This window comes from Rhodococcus sp. 05-2254-2 (genome assembly GCF_002259095.1).
In the GTDB taxonomy this organism is placed as follows: Bacteria; Actinomycetota; Actinomycetes; order Mycobacteriales; family Mycobacteriaceae; genus Rhodococcoides.
Window position 1 is genome coordinate 64,429 of the sequence record NZ_NOZJ01000002.1, and the last position, 20,933, is coordinate 85,361.

At 66.4% G+C, this 20,933-nt stretch carries 19 protein-coding genes; 11 read left to right on the plus strand and 8 right to left on the minus strand.

Translation table 11 applies throughout. The annotated features are described in order from the left end of the window. Nucleotide 1: 1 nt before the first annotated feature. Nucleotides 2-709 carry a response regulator transcription factor gene (locus tag CH283_RS04320; RefSeq protein ID WP_068055814.1) on the plus strand — a complete coding sequence of 236 codons (708 nt, stop codon included), beginning with the start codon at nucleotides 2-4 and terminating at the stop codon, nucleotides 707-709. Further along, nucleotides 706-2,121, plus strand: a complete 1,416-nt coding sequence (locus CH283_RS04325) for a sensor histidine kinase (protein ID WP_082898815.1) — start codon at nucleotides 706-708, stop codon at nucleotides 2,119-2,121. The genes CH283_RS04320 and CH283_RS04325 overlap by 4 nt, the downstream gene beginning before the upstream one ends. Here the strand turns inward: CH283_RS04325 and CH283_RS04330 are convergent. Genes CH283_RS04330 through CH283_RS04340 form a run of 3 tightly spaced genes read right to left on the minus strand, consistent with a single transcriptional unit; the run spans nucleotide 2,101 to nucleotide 5,048 of the window. Further along, nucleotides 2,101-3,204 carry an AbrB family transcriptional regulator gene (locus tag CH283_RS04330; protein WP_176460328.1) on the minus strand — a complete coding sequence of 368 codons (1,104 nt, stop codon included), beginning with the start codon at nucleotides 3,202-3,204 and terminating at the stop codon, nucleotides 2,101-2,103. The two genes, CH283_RS04325 and CH283_RS04330, sit on opposite strands and share 21 nt — an antisense overlap. Before the next feature lie 14 nt (nucleotides 3,205-3,218). Then, the gene (locus CH283_RS04335; RefSeq protein WP_068055827.1) at nucleotides 3,219-3,629 is read right to left on the minus strand and encodes a universal stress protein; all 411 of its coding nucleotides are present in this window, start codon (nucleotides 3,627-3,629) and stop codon (nucleotides 3,219-3,221) included. 33 nt (nucleotides 3,630-3,662) lie between these two features. Further along, on the minus strand, nucleotides 3,663-5,048 hold the full coding sequence (locus CH283_RS04340; protein WP_068055829.1) for a CitMHS family transporter: 1,386 nt from the start codon (nucleotides 5,046-5,048) through the stop codon (nucleotides 3,663-3,665). Between the two features lie 168 nt (nucleotides 5,049-5,216). Between CH283_RS04340 and CH283_RS04345 the strand changes: the two genes are divergently transcribed. Next, a complete protein-coding gene (locus CH283_RS04345; RefSeq protein ID WP_094639263.1) occupies nucleotides 5,217-6,881 on the plus strand; it encodes a sensor histidine kinase in 1,665 nt (554 codons plus the stop codon). Beyond that, nucleotides 6,878-7,534 carry a response regulator gene (locus CH283_RS04350; protein WP_094639264.1) on the plus strand — a complete coding sequence of 219 codons (657 nt, stop codon included), beginning with the start codon at nucleotides 6,878-6,880 and terminating at the stop codon, nucleotides 7,532-7,534. The genes CH283_RS04345 and CH283_RS04350 overlap by 4 nt, the downstream gene beginning before the upstream one ends. Here CH283_RS04350 and CH283_RS04355 read toward each other — a convergent pair. Further along, nucleotides 7,517-8,932, minus strand: coding sequence for an MFS transporter (locus CH283_RS04355; protein WP_094639265.1), 1,416 nt, complete (start codon nucleotides 8,930-8,932; stop codon nucleotides 7,517-7,519). The genes CH283_RS04350 and CH283_RS04355 overlap by 18 nt on opposite strands. A 74-nt stretch (nucleotides 8,933-9,006) precedes the next feature. Here CH283_RS04355 and CH283_RS04360 point away from each other — a divergent pair, with 74 nt between their 5' ends. Further along, entirely contained in the window at nucleotides 9,007-9,531 is a 525-nt protein-coding gene (locus CH283_RS04360; RefSeq protein WP_094639266.1) for a winged helix-turn-helix transcriptional regulator, read from the plus strand. Nucleotides 9,532-9,541: 10 nt separating this feature from the next. On the opposite strand, the gene CH283_RS04365 is transcribed toward CH283_RS04360, so the two are convergent. Next, nucleotides 9,542-9,967 (minus strand): HIT family protein, encoded by a 426-nt coding sequence (locus tag CH283_RS04365; protein WP_094639267.1) that lies wholly within the window; start codon nucleotides 9,965-9,967, stop codon nucleotides 9,542-9,544. Between the two features lie 114 nt (nucleotides 9,968-10,081). Between CH283_RS04365 and CH283_RS04370 the strand changes: the two genes are divergently transcribed. The 4 genes from CH283_RS04370 to CH283_RS04385 all read left to right on the plus strand — a co-directional run bounded on the left by CH283_RS04370 (nucleotide 10,082) and on the right by CH283_RS04385 (nucleotide 16,017). After that, complete coding sequence (locus CH283_RS04370; protein WP_068055844.1) at nucleotides 10,082-11,338, plus strand: bifunctional glycosyltransferase family 2/GtrA family protein; 1,257 nt, start codon at nucleotides 10,082-10,084, stop codon at nucleotides 11,336-11,338. Continuing rightward, complete coding sequence (locus CH283_RS04375; RefSeq protein ID WP_255183079.1) at nucleotides 11,335-13,365, plus strand: glycosyltransferase family 39 protein; 2,031 nt, start codon at nucleotides 11,335-11,337, stop codon at nucleotides 13,363-13,365. Before CH283_RS04370 ends, CH283_RS04375 begins: the two co-directional genes overlap by 4 nt. 78 nt (nucleotides 13,366-13,443) lie before the next feature. Next, nucleotides 13,444-14,694, plus strand: a complete 1,251-nt coding sequence (gene purD, locus CH283_RS04380; protein ID WP_094639268.1) for a phosphoribosylamine--glycine ligase — start codon at nucleotides 13,444-13,446, stop codon at nucleotides 14,692-14,694. A gap of 174 nt (nucleotides 14,695-14,868) precedes the next feature. After that, nucleotides 14,869-16,017 (plus strand): pyridoxal phosphate-dependent aminotransferase, encoded by a 1,149-nt coding sequence (locus tag CH283_RS04385; RefSeq protein ID WP_094639269.1) that lies wholly within the window; start codon nucleotides 14,869-14,871, stop codon nucleotides 16,015-16,017. A gap of 32 nt (nucleotides 16,018-16,049) precedes the next feature. Here the strand turns inward: CH283_RS04385 and CH283_RS04390 are convergent, their stop codons facing one another. After that, complete coding sequence (locus CH283_RS04390) at nucleotides 16,050-17,063, minus strand: GntG family PLP-dependent aldolase (protein WP_255183080.1); 1,014 nt, start codon at nucleotides 17,061-17,063, stop codon at nucleotides 16,050-16,052. A gap of 67 nt (nucleotides 17,064-17,130) precedes the next feature. Here CH283_RS04390 and CH283_RS04395 point away from each other — a divergent pair, with 67 nt between their 5' ends. Further along, a complete protein-coding gene (locus CH283_RS04395) occupies nucleotides 17,131-17,769 on the plus strand; it encodes a TetR/AcrR family transcriptional regulator (protein ID WP_045196709.1) in 639 nt (212 codons plus the stop codon). Nucleotides 17,770-17,876: 107 nt separating this feature from the next. On the opposite strand, the gene CH283_RS04400 is transcribed toward CH283_RS04395, so the two are convergent. Beyond that, nucleotides 17,877-18,527, minus strand: coding sequence for a DsbA family oxidoreductase (locus tag CH283_RS04400; protein ID WP_094639323.1), 651 nt, complete (start codon nucleotides 18,525-18,527; stop codon nucleotides 17,877-17,879). A gap of 153 nt (nucleotides 18,528-18,680) precedes the next feature. Here CH283_RS04400 and purB point away from each other — a divergent pair, with 153 nt between their 5' ends. Continuing rightward, nucleotides 18,681-20,105 carry an adenylosuccinate lyase gene (gene purB / locus CH283_RS04405; protein ID WP_094639271.1) on the plus strand — a complete coding sequence of 475 codons (1,425 nt, stop codon included), beginning with the start codon at nucleotides 18,681-18,683 and terminating at the stop codon, nucleotides 20,103-20,105. Here purB and CH283_RS04410 read toward each other — a convergent pair whose 3' ends face one another. Then, complete coding sequence (locus tag CH283_RS04410; RefSeq protein WP_094639272.1) at nucleotides 20,106-20,897, minus strand: HAD-IIA family hydrolase; 792 nt, start codon at nucleotides 20,895-20,897, stop codon at nucleotides 20,106-20,108. Nucleotides 20,898-20,933 lie beyond the last annotated feature (36 nt).

Genomic DNA, 20,933 nt, shown 5'->3' on the forward strand with positions numbered 1-20,933 from the left:
GATGGACACCGTGAGCGAGACACCCGAGGCCAGAGTCCTGATCGTCGACGACGAACCGACCATCGTCGAACTGCTGTCGGTCAGCCTGAGGTACCAGGGATTCGAGGTGGCGACGGCGTCGTCCGGTCCCGAGGCTCTCGACAAGGCGCGCAACTTCAGGCCCGAGGCTCTCATTCTCGACGTGATGATGCCCGGCATGGACGGGTTCGGTCTGCTGCGTCGACTGCGGGCCGACGGAATCGATGCGCCTGCCCTGTTCCTGACCGCGCGTGACTCGGTGGAAGACAAGGTGACCGGGCTGACCCTCGGTGCGGACGACTACGTCACCAAGCCGTTCTCGCTCGAGGAAGTGGTGGCCCGACTCCGAGTGATCCTGCGCCGGTCCGGCAAGAGCGAGGACGCGCAGCCGTCGCGAGTTGCGTTCGCGGACATCGAACTCGACGACGACACCCACGAGGTGTGGAAGGCAGGTGAGCCGATCTCGCTCTCGCCCACCGAGTTCACGCTGCTGCGGTACTTCATGGTGAACGCGGGAACCGTGCTGAGCAAGCCGCGAATCCTCGATCACGTGTGGCACTACGACTTCGGTGGTGAAGTGGGAGTGGTGGAGTCGTATGTGTCGTATCTACGTCGCAAGGTCGATACCGGAGACACTCGCTTGATTCACACACTGCGAGGCGTCGGCTACGTCATGCGCCAGCCACGGTGACGGCCGTTCGAGGTCGGATTCGGAGCCTGCCGCTGCGTTTCACCTTGGTCGCGGCGTTGCTGCTCCTGGTCGGGTTGGGCCTGCTGGCGTCCGGGGTGGCGGTGACGTCCTCGCTCGAGTCGTCCCTGATGCGTCGCCTGGACAGTCAACTGGTCGAAGCGTCCCAGGGATGGGCGAAACCGGGTGGCGAACGCCCGCCCTTTCCGATCGACGAACCCAACCCGAACCGCCCGCCGACGAACTTCTTCGTTCGGTCCGTGGCCAACGACGGTACCGTCCGGGGCCCGATCAACGATGTGGCCGAGAGTGTTCCGGACCTGTCCGGTGCGCCGTCGGCAACTCCGAAGACCGTCGGTTCCGAGGGCGACCCGTCGAAGGAGTGGCGGGTGATCACGGTGACCAACAGCGAGGGGTCCACCACCGTGGGCATGTCGCTCAGCGCCAACCAACAGACCGTCAGCCGGCTCGTGGTGCTGCAGTTCTACATCGGCGCCGCCGTGTTGCTGGCCCTGGCCGTGATCGCCTACTTCGTGGTGCGACGCAGTCTGCGACCGTTGCGTGAAGTGGAGACGACGGCCGCGGCCATCGCTGCCGGAGATCTGCATCGACGGGTTCCCGAGTGGAGTGAGAAGACCGAGGTGGGCCGATTGTCGTTGGCCCTCAACGGGATGCTTTCGCAGATTCAGCGGGCATTCGCGGCAACTGCGGCCTCGGAGGAGGCGGCTCGTGCGTCCGAGGATCGGATGCGCCGCTTCGTCGCCGACGCCAGCCACGAACTGCGTACCCCGCTGACGACGATCCGCGGATTCGCCGAGTTGTATCGGCAGGGCGCGATGAGCGACATCTCGTTGCTGATGACGCGTATCGAGGGCGAATCGGCGCGGATGGGCCTGCTCGTCGAAGACCTGCTGATGCTCGCGCGACTCGACGCGCAACGCCCGCTCGACATGCGTCGCGTCGACCTACTGACCATCGCCGCCGATGCCGTGCACGACGCCAAGGCGGTCTCACCCGCGCGGGACATCTCGCTGAAAGTGTTGGCAGGGCCGGGAATACCCGAGGTCAGCGGCGACGACGCTCGGCTGCGCCAGGTACTGGCGAACCTCGTCGGAAACGCGGTGCGGCACACACCCGAATCGGCGTCGATCACCGTCTGCGTCGGGACCACCCAGTCCTCGGTACTGCTCGAAGTCCAGGACACCGGCCCCGGGCTGGGCGAGGAAGAGGCGGCGCACGTGTTCGAGCGCTTCTATCGAGCCGACTCCTCCCGGACGCGCGAGAGCGGCGGCAGCGGGCTCGGGCTCTCGATCGTCGCGGCCTTGGTGGCGGCGCACAACGGCACCGTTCGGGTGCAGAGTGCCCCCGGTCAGGGTGCGACCTTCCGGGTCGAATTACCCCGCGCCGACGGTTGATTCGCTCGCTGTCCTGGCTTTCTTGCGCTCGGCCAGTTTCGTGTACGCGGCTGCGGCGAGTGGCGCGGCCACGAGCATCGACACCAGTCGGATCACCTGAACACACGCGACGAAGGTGACATCCGACCCCGTGGTCGCAGACACGGCGAGCACGGCGGCCAGGCCGCCGGGTGTGGTCGCAAGGTACCCGGTGAGCATGCTGACCCCGGTGATCGCAGACAGCGCCCAGCCGAACAGCGCGCACACCAACCCGATCGAGAGCACCAGCAGCGCGGCCCACGGGAAGATACGACCGATGGCCCGCAGGCTCGACACGGTGAAGGCGAGCCCCGCTTGCCATCCGATGACGATGAACGCCACCGGCAGCAGCACCGTGGGCACCGAGATGTCGACGGGCCATCCGAGCAGTTCGCAGGCACCGGCGACGATCAGCGGTCCGAGTGTCGCCGGCGCGGGCAGTCGGATGAGCCGCGCCAGAACGATTCCGGCGATGACGGCGGCGATCAGAAAGGCCGTGCCGATGTACCAGGGCGTCGTCGCCGTATCGTCCGCGCCTGCTCCGCCGCCGGTGTCGGTGTGGAAGGCGAAGGTGACGATCAGCGGCATGGTGACCACCACGAGCGCGACGCGCAGGTATTGCACCACGGCCACGATTCGCTCGTCCCCGCCGAGTTCTCGAGCGATGGACACCAGACCCGTTGCGCCACCGGCGATCAGGGACAGTGCTCCGGTGACGGGGTCGACATCGCGATGCAGGGCGAGCAGTGCGCCGCAACCGGCGCTGACCACCAGCGTCCCGGCACCGACGAGAACGGCGGGAATCCAGTTCTCGCCCAACGCGCCGAGAGTGTCGGTGTCGAGCATGAGGCCGATGGTGACGGCCAGCGTGCCCTGCGCTGCCATCGACGCCGGGCGCGGTACCGCAGCCGGGCCGAGGCCGGTCAGAGCGAACACCACGGCGACGACGAGGGCCGCGAACAACGACGGTGCCGTCAGGCCCAGGGCCGCGAAAACGGCCCAGCCCCCGACGGATACGGCCGCGAGGCCGATCCATCGGAGGCTGTTCCCCAGTATTCGTCTCATCCGTTTCGGAGCACTCACGCTCCGGACTTGACCAGAAGAACCGGGACCGGAATCTCGAGGAGCAGACGCTGAATGGTCTGTCCCATCAGAAACTTTCCGACCGCCGAGCGGTGTCGGGAGCCGACCACCAGGATCTCGGACTTCTGCTCTTCGACCAAGGTCAGCAGGGTGTTGACGGCATCGGGATCGGGCCGGCCCACCGCCACGGTCCAGGAGACGGCGTCGGCGTGATCGATATCGGCCAGAGCGGTCTCCACCGACGTGGACACTGCCTGCGTCTCGGCCGCCTCGGCGGAGGGCTCGGCCGATCCGGAGAGTGCGTGCAGGACGACGAGGTCCGTCTCTCGAATGCGGGCTTCTCGCACTGCGGCCGCCAGTGCTGCGCGGCCCTCGGGTGAATTGTTGTGCAGTACGCCAACGGTCATGACAGTTTCTCCTACGACGAGTGGGGTGGGGGATCAGCCGAACGGGATCTGGCCGAGGAGGATGCCGACGGCCAGCATCGCGAGGGAGACGACCACAGCTCGCCACAGCACCTTCTTGTGGTGATCGGCCAGCGACACTCCGGCGAGGGTGACCAGCAGCAAGATGGCCGGAACCAGCGGGCTCTGCAGGTGGACGGGCTGACCGGTGATCGACGCACGGGCCATCTCGACGGGGTCGATGCCGTACTTGCTCGCAGTCTCGGTCAACACCGGGAGGATGCCGAAGTAGAAGGCGTCGTTGGTCATGAAGAACGTCAGCGGGATGCTCAGGATGCCGGTGATGACGGCCAGGTACGGGCCCATGCCCGCCGGGATGACGTTGAGCAGCCACTCGGCCATGGCCTCGACCATGCCGGTGCCCTGGAAGACGCCGGTGAGAATTGCTGCGGCGAGCACCATGGCGACCACGGAGACGATGGAGGACGAGTGCCGTGCGATCGCGTCGCCCTGTTCCTTGACCTTGGGGAAGTTGACCGTCAGAGCGATCGAGGCAGCGATCATGAACAGCACCGGGATGGGCAGAATGTCCATGACGAGGATGACAAGCAGGATGACCGTCAGAGCAGCGTTGAACCACAGCAACTTCGGGCGCAGCGTGTCGCGATTGGGGTCCAGGCCGTCGAAGAACTGACCCGATTCGCCGGAGTCGTCCGATCCGCCGGTGCCCGATCCGCCGGTTCCCTTGCCGCCCTTACGGATACTGCCGCCGCCACCGGAGGCCACCAGTTCGGGTTCGTAGATCAACTTGCCGATGCGACGACGCTCCATGATGCCCAGATGCACGGCGAAGAGCAGCACGATGATCAGGCCGACGATCATCGAAGGGACCATCGGAACGAAGACGTCGGACGGGGAGATGCCGAGAGCGGATGCGGCGCGCACCGTCGGGCCGCCCCACGGGATGATGTTCATCGTGCCGTTGGCGAGACCGGCGACGACGGTCAGAATGACCGGGCTGACACCGAGTTTGAGGTACAGCGGCAGCAGCGCGGACGTGACGATGATGAACGTGGTGGAGCCGTCACCGTCGAGCGAGACGACCATGGCCAGAATGGCTGTTCCGACAACGAGTTTCATCGGGTCGTTTCGCACGAGGCGCAGGATGCCGCGCACCAGCGGGTCGAACAGTCCGACGTCGATCATGATTCCGAAGAAGATGATGGCGAAGAACAGCAGGGCTGCAGTGGGGGCCAGGGACTTGATGCCGTCGGTGATCATGTCACCGATGCCGAGTCCGGCGCCGGCCAGCAGACCGAAGATGACGGGTACGAGGGTGAGTGCGACGACGGGCGTGGCTCTCTTGGTCAGGATCAAGAACATGAAGGCGGCTACCATGAGGAAGCCGAGTATCACCAACATCGTGCACTCCTTCTCGAATGTGTGAGGTGGGTCCGGTCGGACCGGTTGTGTGACTGAAGTTACGTAACCGGCATCACATGTTCGCTGTTGTGCGCACTACCCGCGCAAGCAACGAAAAGAGCCTTTTGCGCATTGTGCTCGAGCCCGCTCGGCGCATAGCCTGGGTGGGTGCGATTGAGGACTCAGGTGCTGTTGTTGCAGGCAGCGCTGGTGGCGGTAGCTCTGGCGGTGGCGTTCGGGGTCTTCGCCATCAGCAGTGGCAGCCAGGCGAGCGAGGAATACGGCGAACGTGCGCTGGCCGTTGCGCGGACGGTGGCGTCGGACCCGGAGGTGCGTTCGCTCGTCGAGCAGTTCTCTGCCGTGGACACCGCAGGCACCGACGCCGCGCCTGCGGGAGTGTTGGCAGGCGGAGCGCTGCAGCGTGCGGCCGAGGGTGCCCGAATGCGCACCGACGCACTGTTCGTCGTCATCACCGACGATCGGGGTCTGCGGTTGGCGCATCCCGATCCGACAGTTCTGGGTCAGCGGGTGAGTACCGATCCCTCGGGGGCGCTGGCGGGCAACGAGGTGGTCGAGCAGGAGCGCGGCACCCTCGGCGACTCCGTACGCGCGAAAGTGCCTGTACTGGCGCTCGGTTCGACCGACGTGGTGATCGGTGAAGTGAGCGTGGGCATCTCCACGACGGCCGTGCGCACCGAGTTGGTGAAAGATCTGATCAACGGCGCGTTGGTGACCGGTGCCGTACTGCTGCTCGGGCTGATCGGCTCGACTCTGTTGGCGCGCAGATGGAAACGGCTGACTCTGGGGCTCGAGCCGGAGGAGCTCGCCGAGCTGGTGCGGGAACAAGAAGCGGTGTTGCACGGAATCGGTGAGGGTGTCGTCGCCATCGACCCCGACGGAGTCGTCACGGTCGTCAACGACGAGGCGCGCACCCTGCTCTCGATCGGCGGTAGACCGGGGATGCGCATCGAGGACATCGGTCTGACCCCGAGGCTGCTCGAGGTCATCGAATCGCCGACGTCCGAGCCGGTTCTCGCGGCCGTGAACGAGGTCGTGGTCATTGCGGCCGCCCGAAAAGTGCTGCGCGACAATCGTGATCTGGGTACGGTGCTGACCGTGCGCGACCGAACCGACGTGGAGACGCTGACGCGTCAGCTCGACGCGGTGCAGTCGATGTCCGCTGTGCTGCGCGCGCAGCGTCACGAGTTCGCGAATCGGATGCATCTGGTCAGTGGACTGCTGCACGAGGGTCATCCGGATCGGGCGTCGCAGTACATCGACGAGATCCTCGGTGTCGGACCGAGATCGGAATCCATCGAGGGTATCGACGCCGTGTCCGACGCCTATCTGCGGTCGTTTCTGACGGCGAAGGCCGCGCATGCGCGGGAGAGCGGAGTGCGGTTGGTGTTGGGGGAGAACACCTGGGTCGGCGGCGAAGTGGCCGTCCCCGTCGACGTGACCACGGTGCTGGGCAATCTCGTCGACAATGCGATCGATGCTGCCAGGCTGGGAGTGAGGCGGCCGGCCGAGGTGGAAGTGGAACTGGTACAGGACGGTTCGACGTTGCACATCGTGGTTCTCGATTCCGGTGACGGGGTGGACCTGGCACCCGAGCAGGTGTTCGTCGAGGGGGTCTCGACCAAGTCGACCGAAGAATCGCCGGGCGGTCGGGGAGTGGGCCTGGCGCTGAGTCGGCAGATCGCGCGCACCCGCGGTGGCGACGTGACGCTGGCCGATGCCGGTGGGCAGATCACCGAGGAGAACGAACGAGGAGGCGCGGTGTTCATCGCGTCGATACCGGATGCGCTACAGGCAGATGAGGTCTCGCAATGAGAGTGCTGGTCGTGGACGACGATTTCCGGGTTGCGGATCTGCATGCGGCACTGGTGAATTCACTCGACAACTACGAGGTCGCCGCAGTCGCGACGAGTGTCGCTCAGGCTCGGGAGTTGGCGTCGTCGCAGTCGTTCGATCTGGCGCTGGTCGACGTCTATCTGCCCGACGGATCGGGAATCGACCTGGTGCGCGAACTCGCCTGCGACGCAGTGGTGCTCTCGGCAGCAGCCGATCAACAGACGGTGCGCGCGGCCATGACCGCGGGTGCCTGGACATATCTGATCAAGCCGTTTCCGCGATCGGCGTTGATCGACCGCCTCACCGGGTATCTGACGTACCGGACTGCTCTGGACCGTTCGGAGGAGCTGACCCAGGCCGAGATCGATGGCGGACTCGACGCGCTGCGCCCGCGCGCGGCCGCGCCGCTGCCGTCCTCGCAGTCCGTGACCCGTGACCTGGTGCTCGATGCGGTGCGCACGACGGCCGACCCGATGTCGGCGGGCGAAGTTGCTGCAGCCATCGGCATTTCACGCGCGACAGCGCAGCGTTATCTGGCAACCTTGGTGTCCAAGGGCCGGTTGCGCATGCAGCTGCGATACGGATCGACCGGGAGGCCGGAGCAGGAATACTCGCTACCGCCGGGTGCGTGAGAACGACACCACCACGGCCCCGAGAACCGATATCGCGGCGGTGACCAAAGCTGCGGTGTTCCAGCCCTGCACCAGTCCGCCGGCGTCGTTCTGGCTGATCGCTTGGGTCATTCCGCCGGCTCCACTCCCGGCCGGAACGGCAACCACCGCAACGACGGTGACCCCGATAGCGGACCCGACGTAGCGCGCAGTGTTGTTGGCACCGCTGCCCATGCCGCCTCGTCCGGCGGGAACGCTGGCCACCGCCTCGCGGCCGAGCGCAGCGTTGAGTACGCCGCTGGCGACTCCGGCCACGAGCAGGCCGGGAAGCAACCGTGGCCAGGATGCGTTCTCGGACAACCCCGTCAGCATCAGCATGCCGATCGCGACGCCCACCAGCCCGACGGCGAGTTGCGTTCGACCGCTCAGCGACGCAGGCAGCCTGCGGGCCAGTAAGGCGGTGACCACGGACGTGGCCGACCAACCGAACAGCAGCAGGGCGGCACCGAGCGCGTCGATTCCCAGTACGGTTCCGAGGAACCCGGGCATGTACGACATCAGGGCGATGATGCCGCCGCCGGTGGCCAGCGCGGCGACGGTGGCGGCCAGAAACGGTGGGTGTCGGAAGAGGGTGAGATCGAGCATCGCAGCGGCACTGCGCAATTCGAGGACCATGAACGCGCCCAGCAACAGGGCGGCCAGCACGAACAAGATGATCGGGGCCATGGCTGTCCAGCCCTGCCTGCCCTCGACCAAGGCGGCCAGCAACGCGGCGATGCCCGTCGCCAACAGCAACGCGCCGACCGGATCGAGGCCGCGGGGGGCGTCGGACCTGGATTCTTCGACGAGCACATGCGCGGCGACGGCGAGTGCGAGCGTGGCGATCGCGAGCACCACGTAGGCCGTACGCCAAGTCGCCGAGCGATCCAGTACGGCGGCGAGCAGAGGGCCGAGAGCGATGCCTGCACCCACGCTCGCACCCCAGACCCCGCTGGCCTTCGCGCGCACCGGACCGGCCGCGTGGGTGTGGGCGATGATGCCCAGGCTCGACGCGACGACGGCTGCGCCGCCGAGGCCCTGCAGAATGCGGGCGAGAACGAAGATCAGCGTGTTGGGGGCGAGTGCGCAGATTATCGCGCCGACGGCCAGGACCACCGCGCCGAGTGCGAACGTGCGGCGACGTCCGAAGTCGTCGGCGACCGTACCTGTGGTGAGCAACGCCGCGGCGAGGCCGATGCTCATGGAGCTGAGAATCCAGGTGCGTCCTGCGGCGTCGGACATCAGATCGGCTGCGGTGCTGTTGATGGTCGCGAGCGGTGCGGTGAACGCCATCAGGGTCAGCAGGGTGCCGAGCGCTGCGATGGCGAGCGCGCGGGCGCTGTTCGCGGTGCCGGTGGGCGAGGGTGCAGTATCGGTCATCGTCGTCCTTGTGGTCTGGTGATCGAACTGTAAACGCCCAACTTGGTTCGGTCAACAGACTGTACTATCGCGCCATGGCACTCGGAATCGACTACGCCCGCCAGGACTGCTCCCTGGCCCGTGCCCTCGAACTCGTCGGTGAGCGATGGACATTGCTCATCGTGCGCGACTGCTTCTTCGGCGTCCGACGCTTCGGTGATTTCCAGGCCCACCTCGACATCTCCAAAGCCGTCCTCGCGCAACGACTCGGCGCGCTGGTCGACGCCGGGCTACTCGAACGACACGCTCGCTCATCGGCGGGCGGGCGCGAGAACTACATCCCGACCGCCGCCCTCGAAGGGCTGTGGCCCGCGGTGTTCGCCCTGAGCTATTGGGGTGAGGAACAGACCGCGAAACCCGCGGGGAAGCGTCGACGATTCCTCCACGCGGACTGCGGAACCGACCTCGGGCCACTGGGAATGTGCCCCGAATGCGGGCTCGCGCCGGGACCGCACGACATCGACACCGACATCGGCCCGGGCTACGACCCCGACACTCGATCGGACGAGGTCTCGATGCAGCTTCGGACGCGTCGACGGCTGCTGACGCCGCTGCGTTGAGCGAGATGCGTCAGTTCGGGACGTGAGCCTCGTGGCCGAGCTGGCGTAGCGCTGCTCGGAGCTTGGCTGCGGCCTCGTCCTGCGACTCCGCCGACGGATTCGGGTCGGCACCGGAGATGTCGAAGTTGCCCATGTCGTAGGCCGGAAACACGTGCAGGTGCAGGTGCGGTACTTCGAGTCCGGCGATCAGCAGACCGGCGCGGGGAGCATCGAACGCGGTCCGTACGGCCTGACCGATGATCTGCGCGACGGCAGTGATCTTGGCGAACGCGGCACCGTCGACGTCCTGCCACTGGTCGATCTCCTCGCGCGGAACCACCAACGTGTGGCCCTGCGTGAGCGGCGCGATCGTCAGAAACGCAACCACGTCGTCGTCCTGCCACACGAAACGCCCCGGAATCTCACCGGCGATGATCTTGCTGAAAATGGAAGCCATGGGAACAGGATGCCCTACCCGACTCGACCGGGGCCGTACCAGTGGTCGTGGCTCCCAGGTAATTGCCAGGTCGGTCGCAGGGCGATTCAAGGTCCGGGCCCGATCGTTGTCGTCATGACAACGAATTCCCTCGCACGAGCAGCAGGCCCGCGGCCCGGCTCGAACGCCACGGCCACGCTAGAGGTGGTCATTCCGGTATACAACGAAGAGGCCGATCTCGAACAGTGCATTCGTCGTCTTCACGAGCATCTGGAGGACCGAATCCCGTTCCGGTCCTCGATCACGATCGCCGACAATGCCAGTACCGACGGAACACTCGCTGTCGCACGTCGACTCGCCGACGAGATCGACGGAGTCCAGGTTCACCATCTGGACGAGAAAGGGCGGGGCCGGGCACTCAAAGCAGTGTGGCTGGGGTCGGACGCCGATGTGGTGGCCTACATGGACGTCGATCTGTCCACCGATCTCAATGCGCTGATGCCGCTGATCGCACCGTTGATGTCCGGTCACTCGGACCTCGCCATCGGCTCGCGGCTCAACCGATCGTCCCGAGTGGTCCGCGGTGCGAAACGTGAATTCATCTCGCGCAGTTACAATTTCATTCTGCGTACCTCGCTGCGCGCCCGCTTCTCCGATGCGCAGTGCGGTTTCAAGGCCATGCGTACCGACGTCGCCCGACAGCTGTTGCCGCTCGTCGAAGACACCGGGTGGTTCTTCGACACCGAATTGCTCGTCATCGCAGAGAAAGTCGGCCTGCGTATCCACGAGGTGCCCGTGGACTGGGTCGACGACCCGAACAGCAGCGTCAACATCGTCGACACCGCCGTCAAGGACCTGCAGGGCTGCTGGCGCGTCGGGCGTGCCCTCGCCACCGGTGTACTGCCGGTCGCCGAACTTCGCCGAAGCCTGGGACGGGAGCCGCTCGTGCCCGGAGTACCGCACGGAATGATCAGCCAGATGGTGCGATTCGGCATCATCGGCATCGCCAGCACCATCGCCTACGCACTGCTGTACCTGATGCTGCATTCTCTCATCGGCGCGCAGGCGGCGAACTTCTTCGGGCTGTTGATCACCGCTGTGCTCAACACCGCGGCCAACCGTGCCTTCACCTTCGGCGTTCGGGGGCCCGACGGTGCGGGCAAACACCAACTGCAGGGGCTGGCGATCTTCGGCTTCGCTCTTCTCGTCACCAGTGGATCGCTCGCCGTGCTGCACGCCTGGGTTCCCGATGTGTCCCGGCACGTCGAACTCGCCGTCCTCATCGTCGCCAATCTCGTTGCCACCGTGTGCCGATTCGTCGCCCTGCGGTGGGTCTTCCGTAGCTCACTGGACGCAGGCTCGGAGTCCGCGAGTTCGGAGAAGAGCCTGTGACGACGACGATGGAGCGGCCCTCCGCGGCTGCCGATTCTGCACCGGCGACCTCCCCGCGCTGGGAATTGATCGGGCTGGTGGCTCTGCTCTTCGGAACCGGCGTTGCCTACATCTGGGGACTCGGCGCGTCGGGCTGGGCCAACTCCTTCTATTCCGCTGCGATACAGGCAGGTTCGGTGTCGTGGAAGGCCTTCTTCTTCGGATCCTCCGACGCGGCCAACTCGATCACCGTCGACAAGCCCCCGATGTCGCTGTGGCTGATGTCGTTGTCGGTACGCATCTTCGGACTCAACACCTGGGCGATGCTCGTACCCCAGGCTCTTCTCGGCGTCGCCTCCGTGGCACTGCTGCGCGCCACCGTCAAGCGTCGATTCGGTGGCGCGGCCGGTCTGCTCGCAGGCCTGGTACTTGCCGTGACTCCGGTTGCCGCACTGATGTTCCGGTTCAACAATCCCGACGCGTTGCTGGTGCTGCTGATGATCGCCTCGGTGTGGGCGTTGCTGCGAGGCGTCGAGACCGGAAAGACCAAGTGGCTGTTGATCACCGGTATGTTCGTCGGATTCGGCTTCCTCACCAAGCAACTCCAGGTCATGCTCGTCGTACCGCCGCTGGCTCTGACCTATCTGATCGCCGGGCCGCCGAAGTTCCTCACCCGGCTGTGGCAGCTGTTCGGCGCGCTGGGCGCGATGATCGTCTCGGCCGGATGGTGGATTCTGATCGTGGAATTCTGGCCGGCGTCCTCACGGCCGTGGGTCGGTGGCTCGCAGAACAACTCGATCCTCGAACTCACGCTCGGGTACAACGGATTCGGTCGCCTCAGTGGCGACGAGACCGGAAGTGTCACCCCCGGCCGCGGCGGTATGGGCGGCGACGCGGCCGGGGGCATGGCGGGTGGGATGCCCGGTGGCATCTGGGGCGAGACCGGCATCCTTCGCATGTTCGACTCCTCCCAGGGCGGTCAGATCGCCTGGCTGATCCCGGCTGCGTTGATCCTGTTCGTCGTCGGACTCGTGTTGCGCGGCAAAGCCCCTCGGACAGACGTGCAACGAGCTTCGCTGATCGTCTGGGGATCGTGGTTGCTGGTCACCGGTCTGACGTTCAGCTTCATGGCCGGAATCTTCCACTCGTACTACACCGTTGCGCTCTCGCCCGCCGTCGCTGCTCTCGTCGGCATCGGCAGTGTGGTGCTGTGGCGTCGACGCGAGACGTACTGGGTACGGATCGCGATGGCCGTCGCGGTGGCGTCGACCGTCGTGATGGCGTGGGTGTTGCTCGGTCGCAGTGAGAGTTTCGTGCCGTGGCTGAAGTGGGCGATTCTCGTCGTCGGAATCGTGGCGATCGTCGCGCTGCTGATCCCGGCACTGACTCGCGGCAGGCTGGCTGCGGCGTCGATCCTGGCGGTGATGTTCGCCGGACTCGCCGGACCGACCGCCTATGCGGTCGACACCATCGGCACCCCGCATACCGGAGCCATCGTCTCGGCCGGTCCCAACACCGGCATGCGCGGATTCGGCGGTATGGGCGAAGGCCGAGGCGGTCCGGGCGGGATGCAGTTGCCGGCCGGGGTCCAGATACCTGCCGGAATGCAACCGCCTGCGGGTTTCCCGGGTCAGGCCGGGGCTGCCGGCGGGGCCGAGATGGGCGGGACGGGTCGGGGTATGGGCGGCGGTATGGGTGGTCTGCTCGAAGGCAGTGCACCGACTGCGGCCATCACCGAGATGCTCGAGCAGGACGCCGACTCGTACACCTGGGTGGCAGCGGCCATCGGAGCCAACACCGCTGCGGGTTACCAACTGGCCACCGAGGATCCCGTCATGCCGGTCGGTGGATTCAACGGCACCGATCCCTCGCCGACCCTCGCGCAATTCCAGCAGTACGTCGCCGACGGAGAGATCCACTACTTCATCGGGAGCGGCGGCATGCCGGGCATGGAGTCGGGGACCTCGGCAGAAATCTCTGCCTGGGTCACCGAGAACTTCACCGCGACCACGGTCGACAACGTGACGTTCTACGACCTCACGCAGTAACACCGAACCACCACGAAAGAGCCCCGCGCCGTGACAGGTGCGGGGCGCTTTCGCGTCGAGCAGATAGTCTGATGCACTGTGCGCGTACTAGTCATAGGTTCCGGTGCTCGTGAGCACGCCCTCCTCCTTGCGTTGAAGGCCGATCCGTCGGTCGAGAAGCTCTTCGTGGCTCCCGGCAACGCAGGCACCGCGAAGCTCGCCGAGCAACACGCGGTCGACGTCGCCTCCGGTGAGGCGGTGACCGCGCTGGCGAAGAAGGTCGAAGCCGATCTCGTCGTCATCGGACCGGAGGTTCCACTGGTCCTCGGCGTGGCCGACGCCCTCCGTCAGGCCGGCATCGCTGCGTTCGGCCCGTCCGCCGATGCTGCGCGCATCGAAGGGTCCAAGGCCTTCGCCAAGGACGTGATGGCAGCGGCCGGTGTGCGGACCGCGCACAGCGAAATTGTCGACTCGCCCGCCCTGCTCGACGCAGCCCTCGACCGTTTCGGCCCCCATTGGGTGGTCAAGGACGACGGCTTGGCCGCAGGCAAGGGTGTCGTCGTCACCACCGATCGCCTCATCGCCCGCGATCACGCAGCGGAGCTCCTCGAGAACGGTCACCCGGTACTGCTCGAATCGTTCCTCGACGGACCCGAGGTCTCCCTCTTCTGCCTCGTCGACGGCGAGACCGTGGTGCCGCTGCTGCCCGCGCAGGACCACAAACGCGTCGGCGACGGAGACACAGGACCCAACACCGGCGGCATGGGTGCGTACACCCCGCTGCCGTGGCTGCCCGAGGGTGCCGTCGAGGAAATCGTCCGGGATGTGGTGAAACCCGTTGCCGCCGAGATGGTCGAGCGCGGTGTGCCGTTCTCCGGTCTGCTGTACGCGGGTCTTGCCATGGGTGCCGACGGCCCGGCGGTCGTCGAATTCAACTGCCGCTTCGGCGATCCCGAGACCCAGGCGGTGCTCGCGCTGCTCGACTCACCTCTCGGTGAAGTGTTGAACGCGACGGCAACCGGCACACTTGCGTCACTTCCTCCGCTGCGTTGGAAGGACGGCGCGGCCGTCACCGTCGTCATCGCCGCCGAGAACTACCCCGGTCGACCACGCACCGGTGACGAAATCCTCGGCTCCGAGGGCGAAGGCGTGCTGCATGCCGGCACCGCGGTGAAGGACGGCGCGGTCGTCTCCGCGGGTGGACGCGTGCTCAGCGTGGTCGGCACCGGATTCGACCTCACCGCGGCCCGAGACGACGCCTACTCCCGCATCGCGGGAATCCGATTGCCGGGCAGCCACTTCCGGACGGACATCGGCCTGGCTGCGGTGGAGGGTCGCATCTCGCTGTAGGTGCGGTGAGTGGGCCGGCGTCGGCCGGCGTGTTCCAGCAAACGCGCGCGCGTTCGTGAGACGCGCGCAGAATTGCCGGAGGTTGCCAGTCGATCTTGCGCGCACTTGGCGAACGCGCGCGCGTTTGCAAAGGTCGGAGGTACCGAGCGAGTCGGGATCAGTAGGGTCGAAACAATGCACAACGAATCGCAGCGATCGAAGGTCGAGCCGTTCCATGTGATGGATGTGTTCGCCGCGGCGGCCGAGCGGGCGCGCACTCACGGCGACGTGCTCTCTCTTGCTGCAGGTCAGCCCTCCACCCGAGCGCCCGAGCCGGTGTTGCGCGCTACCCGCGAGGCTCTGGATTCGCATCTGCTGGGGTACACCGAGACGCTGGGGATTCTGCCGCTGCGTCGCGCTATCGCCGAGCACCACAGCGCGCGGTACGGCATCACCGTCGACGCCGCGGACGTGGTGATCACCACCGGCTCGTCGGGCGCGTTCACGTTGCTGTTCCTCGCAGCGTTCGACGCGGGGGATACCGTCGTGATGGCCAGGCCCGGCTATCCGGCGTATCGAAACACGTTGGCGGCGTTGGGCTGCCGCGTCGTCGAGCTCGATTGCCTGGAAAGCACGCGATTCCAGCCGACCGTCGCGATGCTCGAGGAGCTGCCCGAGCCGCCCGCGGGTCTGATCATCGCGAGCCCCGCCAACCCCACCGGCACGATCATCGACGCGGACGAACTCGCCGCCATCGCGCGCTGGTGCGACGAGCACGGAACCCTGCTGATCTCGGACGAGATCTACCACGGCATTTCCTACGGCAATGCGCGTACGTCGAGCGCATGGGAGACATCGAAAGAATCGGTCGCCATCGGATCGGTGTCGAAGTACTTCTCGATGACCGGGTGGCGACTCGGTTGGATGCTGCTGCCGACCCGATTGCGCAGGGCCGTCGAACGATTGGCGTCGAACATGACGGTGTGCCCACCGGCGATCTCTCAGGTGGCGGCCATCGCGGCGTTCACCGAGGAGTCGCGCGTCGAGCTGGATTCACACGTCGGGCGCTACGCTGTCAACCGCCGAATTATGCTCGACGGTCTGCCGGCCCTGGGCATCACCGATCTCGCACCGGCCGACGGTGCCTTCTACGTCTACGCCGACATTGCGCACCTCACCGACGATGCACGGAGTTGGTGCGCGCGAGTGCTGTCCGAGACCGGCGTCGCACTGGCACCGGGCGTCGACTTCGACACCGTGCGTGGCAATCACACGGTGCGATTCTCGTTCGCCGGGACGACCGCCGATGTCGAAGAGGCGTTGGAGCGACTTCGTCGCATGTGAGCGAAACTTCGACCCCCACTACGAAGTTCTGCTCACATGCGGCGCAGCCGCTCCAGTACCTCGGAGATATCGGCGGCGTCGACGTCGCGGTGGGTCACGAAGCGCACCTTGCCCGCGACGGTCACCGCGGCGATCCCCAGCTCGGCCAGCTCGGTGACCGTCGTCGCCGGGTCGGGAACAGTGGCGAGGACGATGTTGGTCTCCGGCTCCGCCACGTCCCAGCCTCGCTCGCGCAGCCCGGAAGCGAGGGTCGACGCATTGGCGTGATCGTCGGCGAGATCACCGATTCGATCCAACGCGACGAGCCCGGCGGCGGCCAACACTCCACCCTGACGGACGCCGCCGCCCAGCATCTTTCGGACGCGTCGCGCCTCGTGGATACGTGCGGAGTCCGAGACGAGCATCGAGCCGACCGGTGCGCCGAGGCCTTTGCTCAGGCAAACCTGCACCGTGTCGGCACCGGCAGCGAGCGACGCGATCGGAACATCGAGGGCGACAGCGGCATTCCACAGTCGCGCGCCGTCCAGATGGACCTTCAGTCCGCAATCACGGCCGGCGGCAACGAGTTCCGCCCATTCGTCCGGGCCGAACACAGTACCGCCGGCGAAGTTGTGCGTGTTCTCGAGCGAAAGCAGTGTCGTCCGTAGTGCGAAATACGGTCCTGTACCGCCCGCTTTCGCACGCACCGTCGACGCGAGAGGGCGGCCGGGGCCACCGTCGTGGGGGAGGGCGTCGGGCATCCCGCCTGCCAGCCATGCGGCAGTACCGAGCTCGGACCCCAGCACGTGCGCATGCTCGGGGGCCAGAAAGCGATCGCCGCGTTGTAGATGCAGCATCAGCGCGATGATGTTGCCCATCGAACCCGACGGCACCCACAGTGCCGACTCGAACCCGAGCAGCCCCGCCACGGCTTCTTCCAGCGCGGCCATCGTCGGATCGTGATCGAGGACGTCGTCGCCCACTTCGGCGTCGGCCATGGCTTTTCGCATGACCGAATCGGGTCGGGTGATGGTGTCGGAGCGAAGGTCGATCGTTCGATGTGCCACGAGCAACGACAATTCCATAGCGCGAAAGCAGTCCGACGAACGGCCTCGAGCTGGCACGATGACTTGAATGTCCGCAGGTCCGACCGAGTCGCAGCACAAGGTGTCGGGTGCGACTCCGAAGGGGGTGCGCCGCCGGCAGGCACTGGCGTCTGCGGCCGCGGACCTTCTCGTCGAGGGCGGCTTCGACGCGGTGCGACACCGATCGGTGGCCGCGCGAGCCGGGCTTCCTCTCGCGTCGACCACCTACTATTTCGAGTCTCTCGGGGACCTGGTGGCCGCGGCGGTCGACGTCGTCGGAACCCGTGAGATCGACGTCATGCGCGGCCGCATCGAGGACGAGGGCAAGTGCTCGAACGAAATGGAATCGACGGTCGACCTCATCGTCGACCTGCTGATCGGGCCGCAGGACGGCCACGAGCAGCTGATCGCGAGATACGAACGCTTCATCGCCTCGGCCCGGCATCCCGAACTACGAGAAGTGCAGCTGCGGCTGCGCGCCCAGATCGACGACCTGCTCACCGACGTCCTGCGCAGATCGGGCCGAACCGTGCAGGAAGAGCAGCTACGACGACTCGTGGCAGTGGTAGACGGGGCCGTCGTCGGAGCGCTCAGCGAAGTGGACCCCGACCCGCGCCACATGGCCCGAAGCATGCTCTTGGCCGTCATCGACATAGTGGCACCGGCGGAACAGGTGCCGGCCGACTGACTGCTAGTAGTTCTCGCCGGACTCTGCGTCTCGGATCGGCGGCACCTCGCACACACCGTCCTCGCAGACGGGGCCGTGGTCGTCGCCGACCATCTCCAAAGGACCGCTCATGAGTCGGCAGCAGCCTTCTGCAGGACGTCGGCGAATACCGACGGTTCCTGCGCGCCCGACACACCGAGCCGTCCGTCGATCACGAAGAACGGCACGCCGCTGATTCCATAGGCGATGGCCTGTTCCTTGTCCGCGCGCACTGCCGGCAGGAACTCCTCGGACTTCAGCGCCCGGGCGGCCTCGTCACGGTCGAGGCCGACTTCCGCGGCCAGGTCGGCGAGGTCCTCTGTGCGGCCGACGTGGCGGCCCTCCTCGAAATAGGCCGCCAGGAGTCGTTCCTTCATCTCCACCTGCTTGCCCTTCGACTTGGCGAAGTGCAGGAGCTCGTGCGCCTTGACGGTGTTGGTGTGCTGCACGGCGTCGAAGTCGTAGGCGAGCCCCTCGCCTGCGGCCAGCTCGGCCATCTGCCCCAACATCTGCGTGACCTGGGCGGCCGGCATACCTTTGTGAGAGACGAGAAAGTCGACCTCGCTGCCATCGAAGTCGACAGGTGTGTCGGGTGCCAGCTCGAACGAGTGGAACTCCACCTCCAGACTTCCGCCCCCGGCGGTGAACTCCGCAGCGCCTGCCTCGAAACGACGCTTGCCGACGAAGCACCACGGGCACGCGATATCGGACCAGATGTCGACCTTCACTGTTCGGCTCACGACGGCTCCAACATCGGAGCGCGCGTCGGTTATTCCACACGGCGGCGAAGCCGCCGGCACCAGGAACAGGGATCGCGGGAGGCCGGTACTGGAGTCCTTTTCCGAAACAGTGCAGTCGTCTTCCGAGACCGACAACTGCGCCACGTAAGCTGGATGCTCGTGAGCATCCCGAATGTCCTGGCCACCCGTTACGCGAGTCCCGAACTGGTGGAGCTGTGGTCGCCGGAGCACAAGATCGCCCTCGAACGCCAACTGTGGATCGCCGTGTTGCGCGCGCAGTCCTCCCTCGGAGTCGACGTCCCCAACGCGGCCATCGCGGACTACGAAGCCGTCGTCGACCAGGTCGATCTCGCGTCGATCGCCGAGCGTGAGCGCGTCACCCGCCACGACGTCAAGGCCCGCATCGAGGAGTTCAACGCCCTCGCCGGCCACGAGCACATCCACAAGGGACTCACCAGCCGCGACCTCACCGAGAACGTCGAGCAGCTGCAGATCTTGCGCTCACTCGAACACGTTCACGCGCACGGCGTCGCCGTCGCGAAGCGGTTGGCCGAGCGCGCCGCCGAGTACTCCTCGCTGGTCATGGCCGGTCGCAGCCACAATGTCGCAGCTCAGGCCACCACACTGGGCAAGCGCTTCGCCTCTGCCGCAGACGAGCTGCTGTTGGCGCTGTCGAGGGTGCAGGAACTGATCGCGCGCTATCCGTTGCGCGGCATCAAGGGCCCGATGGGCACCTCGCAGGACATGCTCGACCTGTTCGGCGGCGACTCCGCCAAGCTCGTCGCGCTCGAGCGCATCGTGGCCGATCACCTCGGTTTCCGGCACACACTCACCAGCGTCGGCCAGGTGTATCCCCGTTCGCTCGATCACGAGGTCGTCTCCGCGCTGGTCCAGATCGGTGCCGGACCGTCCTCGTTCGCCCACACCGTGCGCCTGATGGCAGGCCACGAACTCGTCACCGAAGGCTTCCAGGCAGGCCAGGTGGGCTCGTCGGCAATGCCGCACAAGATGAACACTCGCTCGTGCGAGCGCGTCAACGGCCTGCAGGTGGTGCTGCGCGGCTACGGCTCGATGGCCGCCGAGCTCGCCGGTGCACAGTGGAACGAGGGCGACGTCTTCTGTTCCGTGGTGCGCCGCGTCGCGCTGCCCGACGCCTTCTTCGCCATCGACGGTCTCATCGAGACCTTCCTGACGGTGCTCGACGAATTCGGTGCGTACCCGGCCGTCATCGCCAAGGAACTCGACCGCTACCTGCCGTTCCTCGCGACGACCAAGGTGCTCATGGCCGCCGTGCGCGCAGGCGTCGGACGCGAGACGGCGCACGAGGCGATCAAGGAGCACGCCGTCGCGGTTGCGCTGGCGATGCGTGAGCAGGGACTGGAACCGGACCTGCTCGACCGGTTGGCCGCCGACGATCGGCTGCCACTCGACCGCGCTGCCCTCGATGCGGCACTGGCCGACAAGACGGCATTCGTCGGTGCCGCCGACGCGCAGGTCAGTGCGGTCGTCTCGGCAGTGGAGCGTCTGATCGCGAAGTTCCCCGCCGGGGCGTCGTACAGCCCGTCGCCGATTCTGTAGTCAGGAGAGGACACCGGGGAGGTCGGCCACGGAGTCGATCACGTGGTCGGGTTCCATCGCGAATTCGTCGGTGATGCGTCGGTCGAGCACGTCCTGACGGAACTTTCCGGTGCGAACGAGCACGCCGGTCATCCCGACGACCTGGGCGGCGAGGACGTCGTTGTCGAGGTCGTCGCCGACCATGACGACGTCTTCGGGGTCGACCCCCATCCGCTCGGACGCCGTCCGGAATCCCAGCGGAGCGGGCTTGCCGATGGCCTTCGCGGTGTGTCCCGACGCCTGTTCCATACCGCCGAGGTACATGCCGGTGTCGATGCGCAGTCCGGCTCCGGTGCTCCACATCAACGAACGGTGCATCGCGACGACGGGAATGCCCCGGCACAGCCAGTCGTAGACGCGGCTGAGCCGCTCGTGGGTGAACTCCGGGCCTGCCCCGCCGACGACGACGACATCGGGATCCTCGGACGTCTCGTCGACGAATTCGATTCCCGGCATGTCGCCTGCGATCTCACCGTTGTTGATCAGCACCACCCGCGCGTCCGGATAGTTCTCACGCAGATGATCCGCGGTGAGCGACGCGGCCGTGACGATCTCGTCCGAATGCACGTCGAGTCCCACCTCGCGCAGCGCCGTAGCGATCTGTCCACGGGTTTTGGACGTCGTATTCGTCAGGAAGGCGCGAGCAATGTCCTTGCTGTCCAGGTACTTCAGAGTCTCTGCTGCCCCTGGCACCGCCTGCCACGACGTGACGAGAACGCCGTCGATGTCGAAGAGAACCCCGCCGATGCTCATCGGCAAACAGTAGTCTCCGGGCCGGGGCCGCGCAGC